Origin of the sequence: Streptomyces sp. NBC_01089, assembly GCF_045162975.1 — a bacterium.
In the GTDB taxonomy this organism is placed as follows: Bacteria; Actinomycetota; Actinomycetes; order Streptomycetales; family Streptomycetaceae; genus Streptomyces.
The window spans coordinates 2,100,001-2,113,992 of record NZ_CP108660.1 but is presented as its reverse complement, the minus strand read 5'-3'; the positions used below and the strand labels follow the sequence as shown (position 1 = coordinate 2,113,992).

Genomic DNA, 13,992 nt, shown 5'->3' with positions numbered 1-13,992 from the left:
TCGGCCATAACGGAAGGAAGGCGTCAAAAGCCGCCCAAATTCAGCCCGTACGACCCGGGGACGTACAGCCGAGAAGGAAGACCGAACGGAACGGACCGCCCCCGCCGCCGCACGCCGAAGCCCGACTCCGCCTACTCGGCCTCGGCCGCGCTCGGCATCCCCCCGTTGTGCGGCGCCGGTTCCAGGTCGAATTCGCCGTCCCTGGCCCCCAGCACGAAAGCGCGCCATTCCGCTTCCGTGTACCGCAACACCGTCCCGTGATCGATGGAGGACCTCATGGCCACGGCACCGTCCGGCAGATACGCGATCTCGACCCGCTCCTCGTCCGCCGAGGTGCCGGGCGCGCCCTGCCACTCGACCCCGGAGATGTCGAGTGCGTAGAGCTCTTCCTTCTCGCGTTCCTTACGGTCCTTGTCGTGTGCGTCAGCCATGGCTGCCGGTCCCTTCACCACGTACGAACGAGCTGTCCGCTCACCCTACTTGGCGGGACCGGCCCTCCTCATGGGTTCCGGACGACATGGATCAGGCGTGGTAGAGGGGGCCTCGCGGTCACCGGCTGAGCAGCGTGATCGCCGTACAGGTGCCGCTCACCGCGCCGACCGCCATCACCGTCACCGACACACAGCGCCTCTTCAACTGCTCGTAGCGCGCCGTGTACTCGCCCCGCAGTTCGGCGGCCCGGCCGGAGATCCGCTCCAGTACGGCCCGGGAGACAGCCACCCGGTCGGCCGTGTAGACGCGCTCCACATCGTCCCGCTGGGCGCTGGTCAGCCAGGGCAGCTGACCCGCGAAGCGGGCGGCCTGCCGCCGCGCCTCCTCCACCTCCGCGCTCCACAGCAGATATCCCTCGATCCGCACGAGACCGCGCGCGGTCTCCTCGTCGGCTGCCACGCCTTCTCCTCCGCCGTTCCTTCCGCTTCTCTTCCCCTGCCCTACTCGTCCCCGGCGCGCGGGCCGGTGCCGCTGCCCGCCGAAGGGGCGGCCGTCGCGTGTGCCGCCGCTTCGAGAGCGTTGATCGCCGGGTAGTGCAGGTCGAACGCCGGGCCCTCGGAGCGGATCTTCGGCAGCGTCGTGAAGTTGTGCCGGGGCGGTGGGCAGGAGGTCGCCCATTCGAGCGAGCGGCCGTAGCCCCACGGGTCGTCGACCCCGACCTTCTTGCCGTACTTGGCGGTCTTCCAGACGTTGTAGAAGAACGGCAGCAGCGACAGACCGAGCAGGAAGGAGCTGATGCTCGAAATGGTGTTCAGCGTGGTGAAGCCATCGGCGGCCAGATAGTCCGCGTACCTGCGCGGCATCCCCTCCGCGCCCAGCCAGTGCTGCACCAGGAACGTGCCGTGGAAGCCCACGAACAGCGTCCAGAAATTGATCTTGCCGAGCCGCTCGTCCAGCATCTTGCCCGTGAACTTCGGCCACCAGAAGTAGAACCCGGCGAACATCGCGAAGACCACGGTCCCGAAGACCACGTAATGGAAGTGCGCCACCACGAAGTACGAGTCGGAGACGTGGAAGTCCATCGGGGGCGAGGCCAGGATGACGCCGGTCAGACCACCGAAGAGGAACGTGATCAGAAACCCGATCGCCCAGAGCATCGGCGTCTCGAAGGACAGCGACCCCTTCCACATCGTGCCGATCCAGTTGAAGAACTTCACCCCGGTCGGCACCGCGATCAGGAAGGTCATGAAGGAGAAGAACGGCAGCAGCACCCCGCCCGTGACGAACATGTGGTGGGCCCACACCGTCACCGACAGCCCCGCGATGGAGATCGTGGCCCCGACCAGGCCGATGTAACCGAAGACCGGCTTGCGGGAGAACACCGGAATGATCTCGGTGACGATCCCGAAGAACGGCAGCGCGATGATGTACACCTCCGGATGCCCGAAGAACCAGAAGAGGTGTTGCCACAGCAGGGCCCCGCCGTTGGCCGCGTCGAACACATGGGCGCCGAACTTCCGGTCCGCCTCCAGCGCGAGCAGCGCGGCAGCCAGCACGGGGAAGGCGAGCAGCACGAGCACGGCGGTCAGCAGCGCGTTCCACACGAAGATCGGCATACGGAACATCGTCATGCCGGGCGCGCGCATACAGATGATCGTGGTGATGAAGTTGACCGAGCCGAGGATCGTGCCGAAGCCCTGGAAGGCCAGACCCATGATCCACAGGTCGGCGCCGACCCCGGGGGAGCGCATCGTGCTGGTCAGCGGGGAGTACGCGAACCAGCCGAAGTCGGCCGCACCGTTCGGGGTGAGGAAGCCGCCCATCACGATCAGCGCACCGAACAGATACAGCCAGTAGGCAAAGAGGTTCAGCCGGGGGAAGGCCACATCGGGTGCCCCGATCTGCAAGGGCATGATCCAGTTGGTGAAGCCGATGAACAGCGGCGTCGCGAACATCAGCAGCATGATCGTGCCGTGCATCGTGAACGCCTGGTTGAACTGCTCGTTCGAGATGATCTGCGTACCCGGCCGCGCCAGCTCGGCGCGCATGACGAGCGCCATTACGCCGCCGATGCAGAAGAACGCGAACGATGTGACCAGATACATCGTGCCGATCGTCTTGTGATCGGTGGTGGTCGCCCAGGTGACGATGACGCTTCCCGGACGCCTCGGGCGTACCGGTACCTCGCTGTCGTACTCGTCATCGGACGTGGGTGAACCCTCGGTGGCCCTCGTCGTCACTGCGGTGCTCCTGCTGCTGTGGTCGCGCCCCGACGGGCTGGACAGCACAGGAGCATGGCGCAGCTCACGCCGTAGGGATCCGAAGCGGTGTGGCGTGGCGCGCCGCTTGAGCCATTCGGGTGCACGAGCGGCGGCCGGGGGCACGGGCCGGGGGGCTCGGAAAGGCTGATACGCTGTGTGACGGCCGTCTGTGTACGCGTCTCCGGGAGACCCGGAGGCTGCGCCCAGCGGATCCCCGCCTCCCGAGTTACGGAAGTTCCCCAGAGTATTCGACCTGGGGCACTCGGTGGCCTGAAGACTCACGAGGAGTACGCGTGTCGCTCGACGCCGCTACGAAGAAGCAGATCATGACCGAGTTCGCGCAGAAGGAAGGCGACACCGGTTCCCCCGAGGTTCAGGTCGCCATGCTCTCGCGCCGTATCTCGGACCTGACCGAGCACCTCAAGATGCACAAGCACGACCACCACTCCCGCCGGGGTCTGCTGATCCTGGTCGGGCAGCGCCGCCGCCTTCTCCAGTACCTGGCCAAGAAGGACATCCAGCGCTTCCGCGCGCTGGTCGAACGCCTCGGCATCCGCCGCGGTGCGGCCGGCGGCGCCAAGTAAGAACGTTGTGCGAGGGAGCGGGCCCCATTTCCTGGGGACCGCTCCCTTTGCCGTACGTGCTGCGACCGCTGTACGTGCGCAACCCGGACCGCGCTCAGTAACCTGGGTGTGCACGGCAGTACCGAACACCGCGGTGACGAACACCGCAGCACCGAACACCGCAGCACCGAACACCGCAGCACCGAACACCGCAGTACCGCACGAGGGGAAGCGCCCTCCAGCCGCCGCCGGTCCTCGGTAGTGGCCCCCGGGAACATCACCCGGGTGCTTCGATCGAAGACCGGCCCCGCAACCATGGAGCGCTTCTCCGCCCCGTTCCCCGCCACACGGGCTGGGGGACGAAAGACGACGAGTATGGAGAAAACGCTAGTGGAGAACGAGACCCACTACGCCGAGGCCGTTATCGACAACGGAACCTTCGGCACCCGCACCATCCGCTTCGAGACGGGCCGCCTCGCCAAGCAGGCCGCCGGCTCCGCCGTGGCGTACCTGGACGACGACACCATGGTGCTGTCGGCCACCAGCGCTTCCAAGAAGCCCAAGGACCAGCTCGACTTCTTCCCCCTCACGGTGGACGTCGAGGAGCGGCAGTACGCGGCCGGCAAGATCCCCGGCTCCTTCTTCCGCCGCGAGGGACGCCCCTCCGAGGACGCGATCCTCACCTGCCGCCTGATCGACAGGCCGCTGCGCCCCTCCTTCAAGAAGGGCCTGCGCAACGAGATCCAGATCGTCGAGACGATCATGGCGCTCAACCCCGACCACCTGTACGACGTGGTCGCGATCAACGCCGCCTCCGCCTCCACGATCCTGGCGGGCCTGCCCTTCTCCGGCCCGATCGGCGCCACCCGCGTCGCCCTGATCAAGGGCCAGTGGGTCGCCTTCCCGACGCACACCGAGCTCGAGGACGCCGTCTTCGACATGGTGGTCGCGGGCCGCGTGCTCGACGACGGCGACGTCGCGATCATGATGGTCGAGGCCGAGGCCACCGAGAAGACCATCCAGCTCGTCAAGGACGGCGCCGAGGCCCCGACCGAAGAGGTCGTCGCTGCCGGTCTGGAAGCCGCGAAGCCCTTCATCAAGGCGCTCTGCAAGGCCCAGTCCGACCTCGCAGCCAAGGCCGCCAAGCCCACCGGCGAGTTCCCGGTCTTCCTCGACTACCAGGACGACGTCCTGGAGGCGCTCACCGCCGCGGTCAGGACCGAGCTCGCCAAGGCGCTCACCATCGCCGGCAAGCAGGAGCGCGAGACCGAGCTCGACCGCGTCAAGGAGATCGCCGTCGAGAAGCTGCTCCCGAAGTTCGAGGGCCGCGAGAAGGAGATCTCCGGCGCGTACCGCGCGCTGACCAAGTCCGTCGTGCGTGAGCGCGTCATCAAGGACAAGGTCCGCATCGACGGCCGCGGCGTCACGGACATCCGTACGCTCGCCGCCGAGGTCGAGGCCATCCCGCGCGTGCACGGCTCGGCGCTCTTCGAGCGTGGCGAGACCCAGATCCTGGGCGTCACCACCCTCAACATGCTCCGCATGGAGCAGCAGCTGGACACCCTCTCCCCGGTGACCCGCAAGCGCTACATGCACAACTACAACTTCCCGCCGTACTCCGTCGGTGAGACCGGCCGCGTGGGTTCGCCCAAGCGCCGCGAGATCGGCCACGGAGCGCTCGCCGAGCGCGCCATCGTGCCGGTGCTGCCGACGCGCGAGGAGTTCCCCTACGCGATCCGCCAGGTCTCCGAGGCGCTGGGCTCCAACGGCTCGACGTCCATGGGCTCGGTCTGCGCCTCCACCATGTCCCTGCTGAACGCCGGTGTGCCCCTCAAGGCCGCCGTCGCCGGTATCGCCATGGGCCTCATCTCGCAGGAGATCGACGGCAAGACGCACTACGTCGCCCTCACCGACATCCTCGGTGCCGAGGACGCGTACGGCGACATGGACTTCAAGGTCGCCGGTACGAAGCAGTTCGTGACCGCGCTCCAGCTCGACACCAAGCTCGACGGCATCCCCGCCTCGGTCCTGGCCGCCGCGCTGAAGCAGGCCCGTGACGCACGCCTCCACATCCTCGACGTGATGAACGAGGCCATCGACGTCCCGGACGAGATGTCCCCGAACGCCCCGCGGATCATCACCGTCAAGATCCCGGTGGACAAGATCGGTGAGGTCATCGGCCCCAAGGGCAAGATGATCAACCAGATCCAGGAGGACACCGGCGCCGACATCACGATCGAGGACGACGGCACCATCTACATCGGTGCCCAGCAGGGCTCGCAGGCCGAGGCCGCGCGCGCCACGATCAACTCGATCGCCAACCCGACCATGCCGGAGGTCGGCGAGCGCTACCTGGGTACGGTCGTCAAGACCACCACCTTCGGTGCGTTCGTGTCGCTCATGCCGGGCAAGGACGGCCTGCTGCACATCTCGCAGATCCGCAAGCTCGCCGGTGGCAAGCGCGTGGAGAACGTCGAGGACGTGCTCGCGGTCGGCTCCAAGGTCCAGGTCGAGATCGGCGAGATCGACTCCCGCGGCAAGCTCTCCCTCGTTCCCGTCATCGAGGGCGAGGACGACGAGAAGAAGGACGACACCGACAAGTGACGTCCCGTAGTTCCGTGACGACGGCCCGCACCTCATCGGAGGCGCGGGCCGTCGCCCGTACCCAGAGCCACCTCACGGACGAGACGGCAGCAGTGCATCGAAGGACGGAAACGTGAGCAACGCCGGAGCACAGTCCAGCGACCCGGTCCGCAGGACCACCCTCCCGGGCGGTCTGCGCATCGTCACCGAGACCGTCCCCTCGGTACGCTCAGCGACCTTCGGGATCTGGGCGAACGTCGGATCCCGCGACGAGACCCCCGCCCTCAACGGCGCCACGCACTACCTGGAACACCTCCTCTTCAAGGGCACCGGCAAGCGCAGCGCCCTCGACATCTCCGCCGCGATCGACGCGGTCGGCGGCGAGATGAACGCCTTCACGGCGAAGGAGTACACCTGCTACTACGCACGGGTCCTGGACAGCGATCTGCCGCTGGCCATAGACGTCGTCTGCGACATGCTGACCGGTTCGCTGATCGCCGACGAGGACGTCGAGGCCGAGCGCGGCGTCATCCTCGAAGAGATCGCGATGACCGAGGACGACCCCGCCGACGTCGTGCACGACCTCTTCGCGCAGACGATGTTCGGCGACACCCCCCTCGGCCGCCCGGTGCTCGGCACCGTCGACACCGTCAACGGACTCAGCCGCAGCCAGATCGCCCGCTTCTACAAGAAGCACTACGACCCGACGCACCTCGTCGTCGCCGCCGCCGGCAACCTCGACCACGACACGGTGGTACGCCAGGTCAGCGAGGCGTTCGAGAGCGCGGGCGCACTCTCCCGTACCGACGCGGCACCGATGGACCCGCGCGCCGGCGCCCGCACCCTGCGCACCGCGGGCGGCTTCGACCTGCTGAACCGCAAGACCGAGCAGGCACACATCCTCCTCGGCATGCCGGGCCTGGCCAGGACCGACGACCGGCGCTGGGCGCTCGGCGTCCTCAACACGGCGCTCGGCGGCGGCATGAGCTCCCGCCTCTTCCAGGAGGTACGGGAGAAGCGCGGCCTCGCCTACAGCGTCTACTCGTACACCTCGGGCTTCGCCGACTGCGGGCTCTTCGGGGTCTACGCGGGCTGCCGCCCCAACCAGGTCCACGACGTCCTCAAGATCTGCCGGGACGAACTCGACCGGGCCGCGGGCGAAGGCGTGACCGACGAGGAGATCCGCCGTGCGATCGGCCAGCTCGCCGGTTCCACGGTGCTCGGCATGGAGGACACCGGGGCGCTCATGAACCGCATCGGCAAGAGCGAACTGTGCTGGGGCTCCCAGCTGTCGGTCGACGCGATGCTGGAGCGGATCACCGCCGTCACCCCGGACGAGGTCCGCGCGGTCGCCCACGACATATTGGGACAGCGTCCCTCGCTGTCGGTGATCGGGCCGCTGAAGGACAAACAGGCCGACCGCCTCCACGAAGCGGTCTCCTGAACCGGACCGTTCAGCCGGATCGCCGAGCCGAACCGTCTGTGACACGCGTCAGCCACGGCGCGTGAAGCGCGAGCGATGAAGGAAGAGCAAGTATGAGCAGCAAGCTGCGCGTCGCGGTCCTCGGCGCCCGGGGCCGCATCGGCTCCGAAGCCGCACGGGCCGTCGACGCCGCCGGCGACATGGAACTGGTCGCCGCCCTCGACCGCGACGACGCGCTCGACGCACTCGCCGCGTCCGGCGCCCAGGTGGCCATCGACCTGACGCACCCCGACTCGGTGATGGCCAACCTGGAATTCTGCGTACGCCACGGAATCCACGGCGTCGTCGGCACCACGGGCTGGACCGACGACCGCCTCGCGCAGCTCCGCTCCTGGCTCGACGCCTCCCCGGAGACCGGCGTCCTCATCGCCCCGAACTTCTCCATCGGGGCCGTGCTCACCATGACGTTCGCACAGGCGGCAGCGCGCTTCTTCGAGTCCGTCGAAGTCATCGAGCTGCACCACCCCAACAAGGCGGACGCCCCGTCCGGCACCGCGCAGCGCACCGCCCAGCTGATCGCGGCCGCCCGCGACAAGGCCGGCTGCGCCCCGCAGCCGGACGCGACGAGCACCGCACTGGACGGCGCCCGCGGCGCCGACGTCGACGGCGTCCCGGTGCACTCCGTACGGCTGCGCGGCCTCCTGGCCCACCAGGAGGTGCTGCTCGGCGGCGAGGGCGAGACGCTCACCATCCGCCACGACTCCCTGCACCACAGCAGCTTCATGCCGGGCATCCTGCTCGGCACGCGCCGTGTGGTGACCACCCCCGGCCTGACCTTCGGCCTGGAAAACTTCCTCGATCTGAGCTGACCCGATGCGCGCAAAGATCACCTACCTCGTCACGGCAGCCGTCCTGGTCTTCTACTTCGTCCTGGTCGGCAGCCGGGGCGTGCTGCTCATCGAGAACGGCACCCTGCTCACGGTCACCTTCGGCGTGGCCGTGCTGATCCTGCCGCTGATCGGCATCTGGTTCCTCTGGAAGAACACCCAGTTCGTCCGCAGGGCCAACCGGCTCGCCGCCGAACTGGACGCCGAAGGGGGCCTGCCCGTCGACGAGTTGGTCCGTACGCCCAGCGGCCGGATCGACCGCGACTCGGCCGACGCGGTCTTCGTGCGCCGCAAGGAGGAGACCGAGGACAGCCCGGACGACTGGCGCTGCTGGTTCCGCCTCGCCGTCGCCTACCAGGACGCCAGGGACACCCCGCGCGCCCGCAAGGCCATGCAGCGGGCCATCGCCCTGCACGCGGGCAGGCCCGTCAGCGTCTGACGGGCCTGCGGGCCGCCGGGGGCCCGCCCGGCGGCGTCGTGCTCAGCTGTGCGTGCGCAGATGCGTCCTGCTCCCGGCCGCGTCCTGCTCAGTGGAGGCGGTACTCCGCACCCCACGCCTCGACGGTGTCCGCCGCGCGGTCGAACGCCTCGTGGCGGGCCAGGAAATCGGCACTGTGATCGGTGAGCAGCGGCGGCAGCTGCTCACCGTTGCGCTGCACGAGCAGCAGCGCCTCGCCCTGCACCGTGCGCGGCAGCCCGAGCCAGCGGACCGGCTGCTGCACCGTGCGTACGGCCGCCGTGCGGCTCCAGGGCACCGTGACCGTCTTGAAGAAGCCGACCCGCCGCACCCCGTGCCTGCTGACCCAGGTGCCCATCCGCAGCAGCCGCAGGGCGCAGGCCACGACGGCGAGCCCGAGGACGAGGGTGGCACTCGCGCCGGACACCCCGCCGGCGAGAGCGATGATCATCGCTGCCAGCAGGATGAACGAGGCGATCAGCAGAAACAGCGCCGCCGCCCCGACCCGCCAGGGTCCGGGGCGGTAGGGGCGGCGCCACTGATCGTGGTCGTCGAACGGCAGCGCGACGTCGCCGGCATTCTCGGCGGCTGCGTCAAACGCGCGGTCGGCCGTCAGGAAAGGCAGGGGCACGACTGATCCTCACTCACAAGCACGCTCGATTGGCTGTGCCCGGTGAGGCTACCGATGAGATGATCGACGGACCACCCCAGGGGTCCGGACGAGTCAGTGGCCGTGCGCCGCTTCGGACTGATGTGTCTGGGTGGGCGTCTGATCGGCTGCCAGGGCAGGCAGACCGAACAGGAGCGAGCCTGCGAGGCCCGCGACGACCGTGAGGCCGACCAGCACACGGCCGGCGAGCTGGGAGGCGCTGGGGCGTTGACGGGGCGGCGGTTCGATGTTGCTACGGAAGCGGTCCGCGTCAGCGACGAATGCGAACGGGACGGCCTCTCGCCGGCGGAACATAGGGGCACTTCTCCTTGGATCACGAGACTTCCGGTTCCACTCTGGTTCCACTGATTCAGACGTTCAAAGCCCTCGATCGGTGCCCGATTCTCACGAATCGGCAGAACTTTTCTGCTGACGGTTCGTCCGGTCCTGGTTGTCGGTGCCGCGCCGTAGAGTGGGCGCCGCCCGAGCGATGCAACTGGAAGGACCCCGCCGGTGAGTGACACTCCCACCTCAGACCCCAAGCCGAGCTTCCGCAGCGACGTCACCGTCGAGCTGGTGAAGCACAGCGCGGGCGACTCCGACGTGCTGTGGGCGGCCCGAGTCTCCACGGCGGGTGAGCAGTCCCTGGAAGAGCTCACGAAGGACCCCGAGCGCTCCAAGGGACTCATCAACTATCTGATGCGGGACCGGCACGGCAGCCCCTTCGAGCACAACTCGATGACGTTCTTCATCAGCGCCCCGATCTTCGTGTTCCGTGAATTCATGCGGCACCGCGTCGGCTGGTCGTACAACGAGGAATCGGGCCGCTACCGGGAGCTGGAGCCGGTCTTCTACGTACCGGGCGAGTCCCGCAAGCTGGTCCAGCAGGGCCGTCCCGGCAAGTACGAGTTCGTCGAGGGCACCGCGGCCCAGCAGGAGCTCACCGGCCGCGCCATGGAGGACTCCTACCGGCAGGCGTACGACGCCTACCAGGAGATGCTGGCGGCCGGTGTGGCCCGCGAGGTGGCCAGGGCCGTCCTGCCCGTCGGCCTGTTCTCCTCGATGTACGCGACGTGCAATGCCCGGTCCCTGATGCACTTCCTCGGCCTGCGTACCCAGCACGAGCTGGCGAGGACGCCGTCCTTCCCGCAGCGGGAGATCGAGATGGTCGGCGAGCAGATGGAAGAGCACTGGAAAAAGCTCATGCCGCTGACCCACGCGGCCTTCAACGCCAACGGCCGCGTCGCGCCGTAAGGCACCCATGAAGACATCCACGAAGGCACACATGTGCGACTGGGCCGCCTGAGGTGTCCGGATTGCACCCTTTGGTGAACTTCATCTAGGCTGATCAAACGGACCCGGCACTGCTTGAACCCCCGAGCAGGCAGTGCCGGGCTCCGTAGCTCCTGTCCCCCGAGGGGACGAGGCGTACTGAGCAGCGAGTAGCGTGGTACCCATGGCTCCGATCTCCACTCCGCAGACCCCCTTCGGGCGGGTCCTCACCGCCATGGTCACGCCCTTCACGGCGGACGGCGCGCTCGACATCGACGGCGCGCAGCGGCTCGCCACCCATCTGGTGGAAGCAGGCAACGACGGCCTGGTCGTCAACGGCACCACCGGCGAGTCCCCGACCACCAGCGACGCGGAGAAAACCGACCTCGTACGGGCGGTCGGGGAAGCGGTCGGAGACCGTGCGCACGTCATCGCGGGCGTAGGCACCAACGACACCCGGCACAGCCTGGAGCTGGCCAGGGCGGCCGAGGGCGCCGGCGCACACGGCCTGCTCGCCGTGACGCCGTACTACAACAAGCCGCCCCAGGAGGGCCTGCTCCGGCACTTCACCGCCATCGCGGACTCCACCGGGCTGCCCGTCATGCTGTACGACATCCCCGGCCGCAGCGGTGTGCCGATCAACACCGAGACGATCGTCCGGCTGGCCGAGCACCCGCGCATCGTGGCCAACAAGGACGCCAAGGGCGACCTCGGCCGCGCCAGCTGGGCCATCGCGCGCAGCGGCCTGGCCTGGTACTCGGGCGACGACATGCTGAACCTGCCGCTCTTCTCGGTGGGCGCGTGCGGATTCGTCTCCGTCGTCGGCCACCTCGTCACCCCGGAGCTGCGCGCCCTCCTGGAGGCGTACCTCACGGGCGACGTCCAGAAGGCGACCGAGATCCACCAGCGTCTGCTGCCGGTCTTCACCGGCATGTTCCGGACGCAGGGAGTGATCACGACGAAGGCCGCGCTGAGCCTCCAGGGCCTGCCTGCCGGACCGCTCCGCCTCCCCCTGGTGGAACTTGCTCCCGAGGAAACGGCCCAGCTCAAGATCGATCTTGCCGCCGGCGGGGTAGAACTTTAAACACAGACTTCACAACTGAATACGCAAGATCACTCTGACAACTGCAAGTGCACGAATCATGCGCGCCACGTGCCTCAGGTACGTGGCGTGTGTGGTGAGGAGAGTCTTTTGAGTCATCCGCATCCTGAACTCGGCGCACCGCCGAAGCTTCCGAAGAACGGCCTGCGTGTCACCCCGCTCGGCGGTCTCGGCGAGATCGGCCGGAACATGACGGTCTTCGAATACGGAGGCCGGCTGCTGATCGTCGACTGCGGCGTGCTCTTCCCCGAGGAGGAGCAGCCGGGCATCGACCTGATCCTGCCCGATTTCACCACCATCAAGGACCGCCTCGACGACGTCGAGGGCATCGTGCTCACGCACGGGCACGAGGACCACATCGGCGGTGTGCCCTATCTGCTCCGGCTGAAGCCGGACATCCCGCTGATCGGCTCCAAGCTGACGCTCGCGCTCATCGAGGCGAAGCTCCAGGAGCACCGGATCCGCCCGTACACCCTCGAAGTCACCGAGGGGCAGCGCGAGCGCATCGGGGTCTTCGACTGCGAGTTCATCGCCGTCAACCACTCCATCCCGGACGCACTCGCGGTCGCCATCCGGACCCCCGCGGGGATGGCCGTCGCCACCGGCGACTTCAAGATGGACCAGCTGCCGCTGGACGGCCGCCTCACCGACCTGCACGCGTTCGCGCGGCTGAGTGAGGAGGGCATCGACCTTCTTCTCTCGGACTCGACGAACGCCGAGGTCCCCGGCTTCGTGCCGCCCGAGCGTGACATCTCCAATGTCCTGCGCACGGTCTTCGCGAACGCCCAGAAGCGCATCATCGTGGCGAGCTTCGCCAGCCATGTGCACCGCATCCAGCAGATCCTCGACGCGGCGCACGAGTACGGGCGCCGGGTGGCGTTCGTCGGCCGGTCGATGGTCAGGAACATGGGCATCGCCCGTGATCTCGGCTATCTGAAGGTCCCGGCGGGACTGGTCGTCGACGTCAAGACGCTCGACGACCTGCCCGACGACGAGGTCGTGCTGGTCTGCACCGGCTCGCAGGGCGAGCCGATGGCGGCCCTGTCCCGCATGGCCAACCGCGACCACCAGATCCGGATCGTCCAGGGCGACACCGTGATCCTGGCCTCGTCGCTCATCCCGGGCAACGAGAACGCGGTCTACCGCGTCATCAACGGCCTCACCCGCTGGGGTGCCGACGTCGTCCACAAGGGCAACGCCAAGGTCCATGTCTCGGGCCACGCGTCGGCCGGCGAGCTGCTGTACTTCTACAACATCTGCCGCCCGAAGAACCTGATGCCGGTACACGGTGAATGGCGCCATCTGCGGGCCAACGCCGAGCTCGGCGCGAAGACGGGTGTGCCCAAGGACCACATCGTCATCGCCGAGGACGGCGTCGTGGTCGACCTGGTCGACGGTAAGGCGAGAATCGTCGGCAAGGTCCAGGCGGGTTATGTGTACGTCGACGGCCTCTCGGTCGGCGATGTCACGGAGACCCACCTCAAGGACCGCCGCATCCTCGGCGACGAGGGCATCATCTCCGTCTTCATCGTGGTCGACAGCTCCAGCGGCAAGATCGTGGGCGGCCCCCACATCCAGGCCAGGGGCTCGGGCATCGACGACGGTGCGTTCAGCGCCGTCGTACCGAAGATCGAGGACGCCCTGAACAAGTCGGCCCAGGACGGCGTACTGGAGCCGCACCAGCTCCAGCAGCTGATCCGTCGCACGGTCGGCAAGTGGGTCTCGGACGGCTACCGCAGGCGCCCGATGATCCTTCCCGTCGTCGTCGAGGTCTGACAGTCGTACGTACGGAACTGGAGCGGGGCCCCCGATTTGCTTCGGGGAGCCCCGCTCCAGTACGTTTACGGCTCCACCTGATCGGGAACCGCGCACACTCGTGTGCGTGAAGCTTCCGGAAATCGGGTGGGGAATTCCGACTCAGAACCTCTGGTAAAGTCGGAATCGCCGGAAAGGGAAACGCGAAAGCGTGGAACTGGAAAGCGGCCCCGGCCGGCCGGGAATCGGACACGAAAGAGTCTGATAGAGTCGGAAACGCAAGACCGAAGGGAAAAGCCCGGAGGAAAGCCCGAGAGGGTGAGTACGAAGGAAGCGTCCGTTCCTTGAGAACTCAACAGCGTGCCAAAAGTCAACGCCAGATATGTTGATACCCCGGCCCACCTCTGGTGGGTTGGTGGTTCCTTTGAAAAAGACCTGTTCCGGCCTTCGGGTCAGGGGCAGGCGACACACAGCGAGGACGCTGTGGACAGTCGGCCTTATTCCGGTTGATTGTCCCGCTCAACGCGATGTGGACCCGATTACGGGTAAACATTCACGGAGAGTTTGATCCTGGCTCAGGACGAACGCTGGCGGCGTGCTTAACACAT

The 13,992-nt window shown here is 67.6% G+C and carries 13 protein-coding genes and 1 rRNA gene (1 of these 14 only partly in view); 9 read left to right on the top strand and 5 right to left on the bottom strand.

Annotated features, from left to right (window positions below; translation table 11 throughout):
• Positions 1-131: 131 nt before the first annotated feature.
• The 3 genes from OG510_RS09225 to ctaD all read right to left on the bottom strand — a co-directional run bounded on the left by OG510_RS09225 (position 132) and on the right by ctaD (position 2,672).
• Complete coding sequence (locus OG510_RS09225; RefSeq protein WP_406136295.1) at positions 132-431, bottom strand: DUF397 domain-containing protein; 300 nt, start codon at positions 429-431, stop codon at positions 132-134.
• Between the two features lie 118 nt (positions 432-549).
• Entirely contained in the window at positions 550-891 is a 342-nt protein-coding gene (locus OG510_RS09220) for a hypothetical protein (protein ID WP_164266135.1), read from the bottom strand.
• Between the two features lie 41 nt (positions 892-932).
• The gene (gene ctaD / locus OG510_RS09215) at positions 933-2,672 is read right to left on the bottom strand and encodes a cytochrome c oxidase subunit I (protein WP_406136294.1); all 1,740 of its coding nucleotides are present in this window, start codon (positions 2,670-2,672) and stop codon (positions 933-935) included.
• Positions 2,673-2,986: 314 nt separating this feature from the next.
• On the opposite strand from ctaD, the gene rpsO reads away from it, so the two are divergent.
• The 5 genes from rpsO to OG510_RS09190 all read left to right on the top strand — a co-directional run bounded on the left by rpsO (position 2,987) and on the right by OG510_RS09190 (position 8,588).
• Positions 2,987-3,277, top strand: coding sequence for a 30S ribosomal protein S15 (rpsO, locus tag OG510_RS09210; protein WP_164266133.1), 291 nt, complete (start codon positions 2,987-2,989; stop codon positions 3,275-3,277).
• Between the two features lie 369 nt (positions 3,278-3,646).
• Positions 3,647-5,860, top strand: a complete 2,214-nt coding sequence (locus OG510_RS09205; RefSeq protein ID WP_164266137.1) for a polyribonucleotide nucleotidyltransferase — start codon at positions 3,647-3,649, stop codon at positions 5,858-5,860.
• 112 nt (positions 5,861-5,972) lie between these two features.
• Complete coding sequence (locus OG510_RS09200) at positions 5,973-7,283, top strand: M16 family metallopeptidase (RefSeq protein WP_406136291.1); 1,311 nt, start codon at positions 5,973-5,975, stop codon at positions 7,281-7,283.
• A 92-nt stretch (positions 7,284-7,375) separates the two neighbouring features.
• Positions 7,376-8,131: a 4-hydroxy-tetrahydrodipicolinate reductase gene (dapB, locus tag OG510_RS09195; RefSeq protein WP_406136289.1), complete on the top strand. Its 756-nt coding sequence runs from the start codon at positions 7,376-7,378 to the stop codon at positions 8,129-8,131.
• A gap of 4 nt (positions 8,132-8,135) precedes the next feature.
• On the top strand, positions 8,136-8,588 hold the full coding sequence (locus OG510_RS09190) for a tetratricopeptide repeat protein (protein ID WP_164266130.1): 453 nt from the start codon (positions 8,136-8,138) through the stop codon (positions 8,586-8,588).
• 88 nt (positions 8,589-8,676) lie between these two features.
• Here the strand turns inward: OG510_RS09190 and OG510_RS09185 are convergent, their stop codons facing one another.
• Positions 8,677-9,237 carry a hypothetical protein gene (locus OG510_RS09185; RefSeq protein ID WP_406136287.1) on the bottom strand — a complete coding sequence of 187 codons (561 nt, stop codon included), beginning with the start codon at positions 9,235-9,237 and terminating at the stop codon, positions 8,677-8,679.
• Positions 9,238-9,330: 93 nt separating this feature from the next.
• On the bottom strand, positions 9,331-9,570 hold the full coding sequence (locus tag OG510_RS09180) for a hypothetical protein (protein ID WP_406136285.1): 240 nt from the start codon (positions 9,568-9,570) through the stop codon (positions 9,331-9,333).
• 198 nt (positions 9,571-9,768) lie between these two features.
• Between OG510_RS09180 and thyX the strand changes: the two genes are divergently transcribed.
• From thyX to OG510_RS09160, 4 genes are all read left to right on the top strand, one after another.
• On the top strand, positions 9,769-10,509 hold the full coding sequence (gene thyX / locus OG510_RS09175; protein WP_406136283.1) for an FAD-dependent thymidylate synthase: 741 nt from the start codon (positions 9,769-9,771) through the stop codon (positions 10,507-10,509).
• A gap of 202 nt (positions 10,510-10,711) precedes the next feature.
• The gene (dapA, locus tag OG510_RS09170) at positions 10,712-11,611 is read left to right on the top strand and encodes a 4-hydroxy-tetrahydrodipicolinate synthase (RefSeq protein ID WP_406136281.1); all 900 of its coding nucleotides are present in this window, start codon (positions 10,712-10,714) and stop codon (positions 11,609-11,611) included.
• A 108-nt stretch (positions 11,612-11,719) separates the two neighbouring features.
• The gene (locus tag OG510_RS09165) at positions 11,720-13,405 is read left to right on the top strand and encodes a ribonuclease J (protein ID WP_328378865.1); all 1,686 of its coding nucleotides are present in this window, start codon (positions 11,720-11,722) and stop codon (positions 13,403-13,405) included.
• Positions 13,406-13,936: 531 nt separating this feature from the next.
• Positions 13,937-13,992: ribosomal RNA gene (locus OG510_RS09160) — 16S ribosomal RNA — on the top strand; it runs 1,469 nt beyond the window's last position.

Bases quoted from the DNA above. Each gene is read 5' to 3' on its own strand.
- OG510_RS09225 (WP_406136295.1), bottom strand. From the start codon at position 431: ATGGCTGACGCACACGACAAGGACCGTAAGGAACGCGAGAAGGAAGAG.
- OG510_RS09180 (WP_406136285.1), bottom strand. From the start codon at position 9,570: ATGTTCCGCCGGCGAGAGGCCGTCCCGTTCGCATTCGTCGCTGACGCG.
- OG510_RS09190 (WP_164266130.1), top strand. From the start codon at position 8,136: ATGCGCGCAAAGATCACCTACCTCGTCACGGCAGCCGTCCTGGTCTTC.
- dapA (WP_406136281.1), top strand. From the start codon at position 10,712: ATGGCTCCGATCTCCACTCCGCAGACCCCCTTCGGGCGGGTCCTCACC.
- dapB (WP_406136289.1), top strand. From the start codon at position 7,376: ATGAGCAGCAAGCTGCGCGTCGCGGTCCTCGGCGCCCGGGGCCGCATC.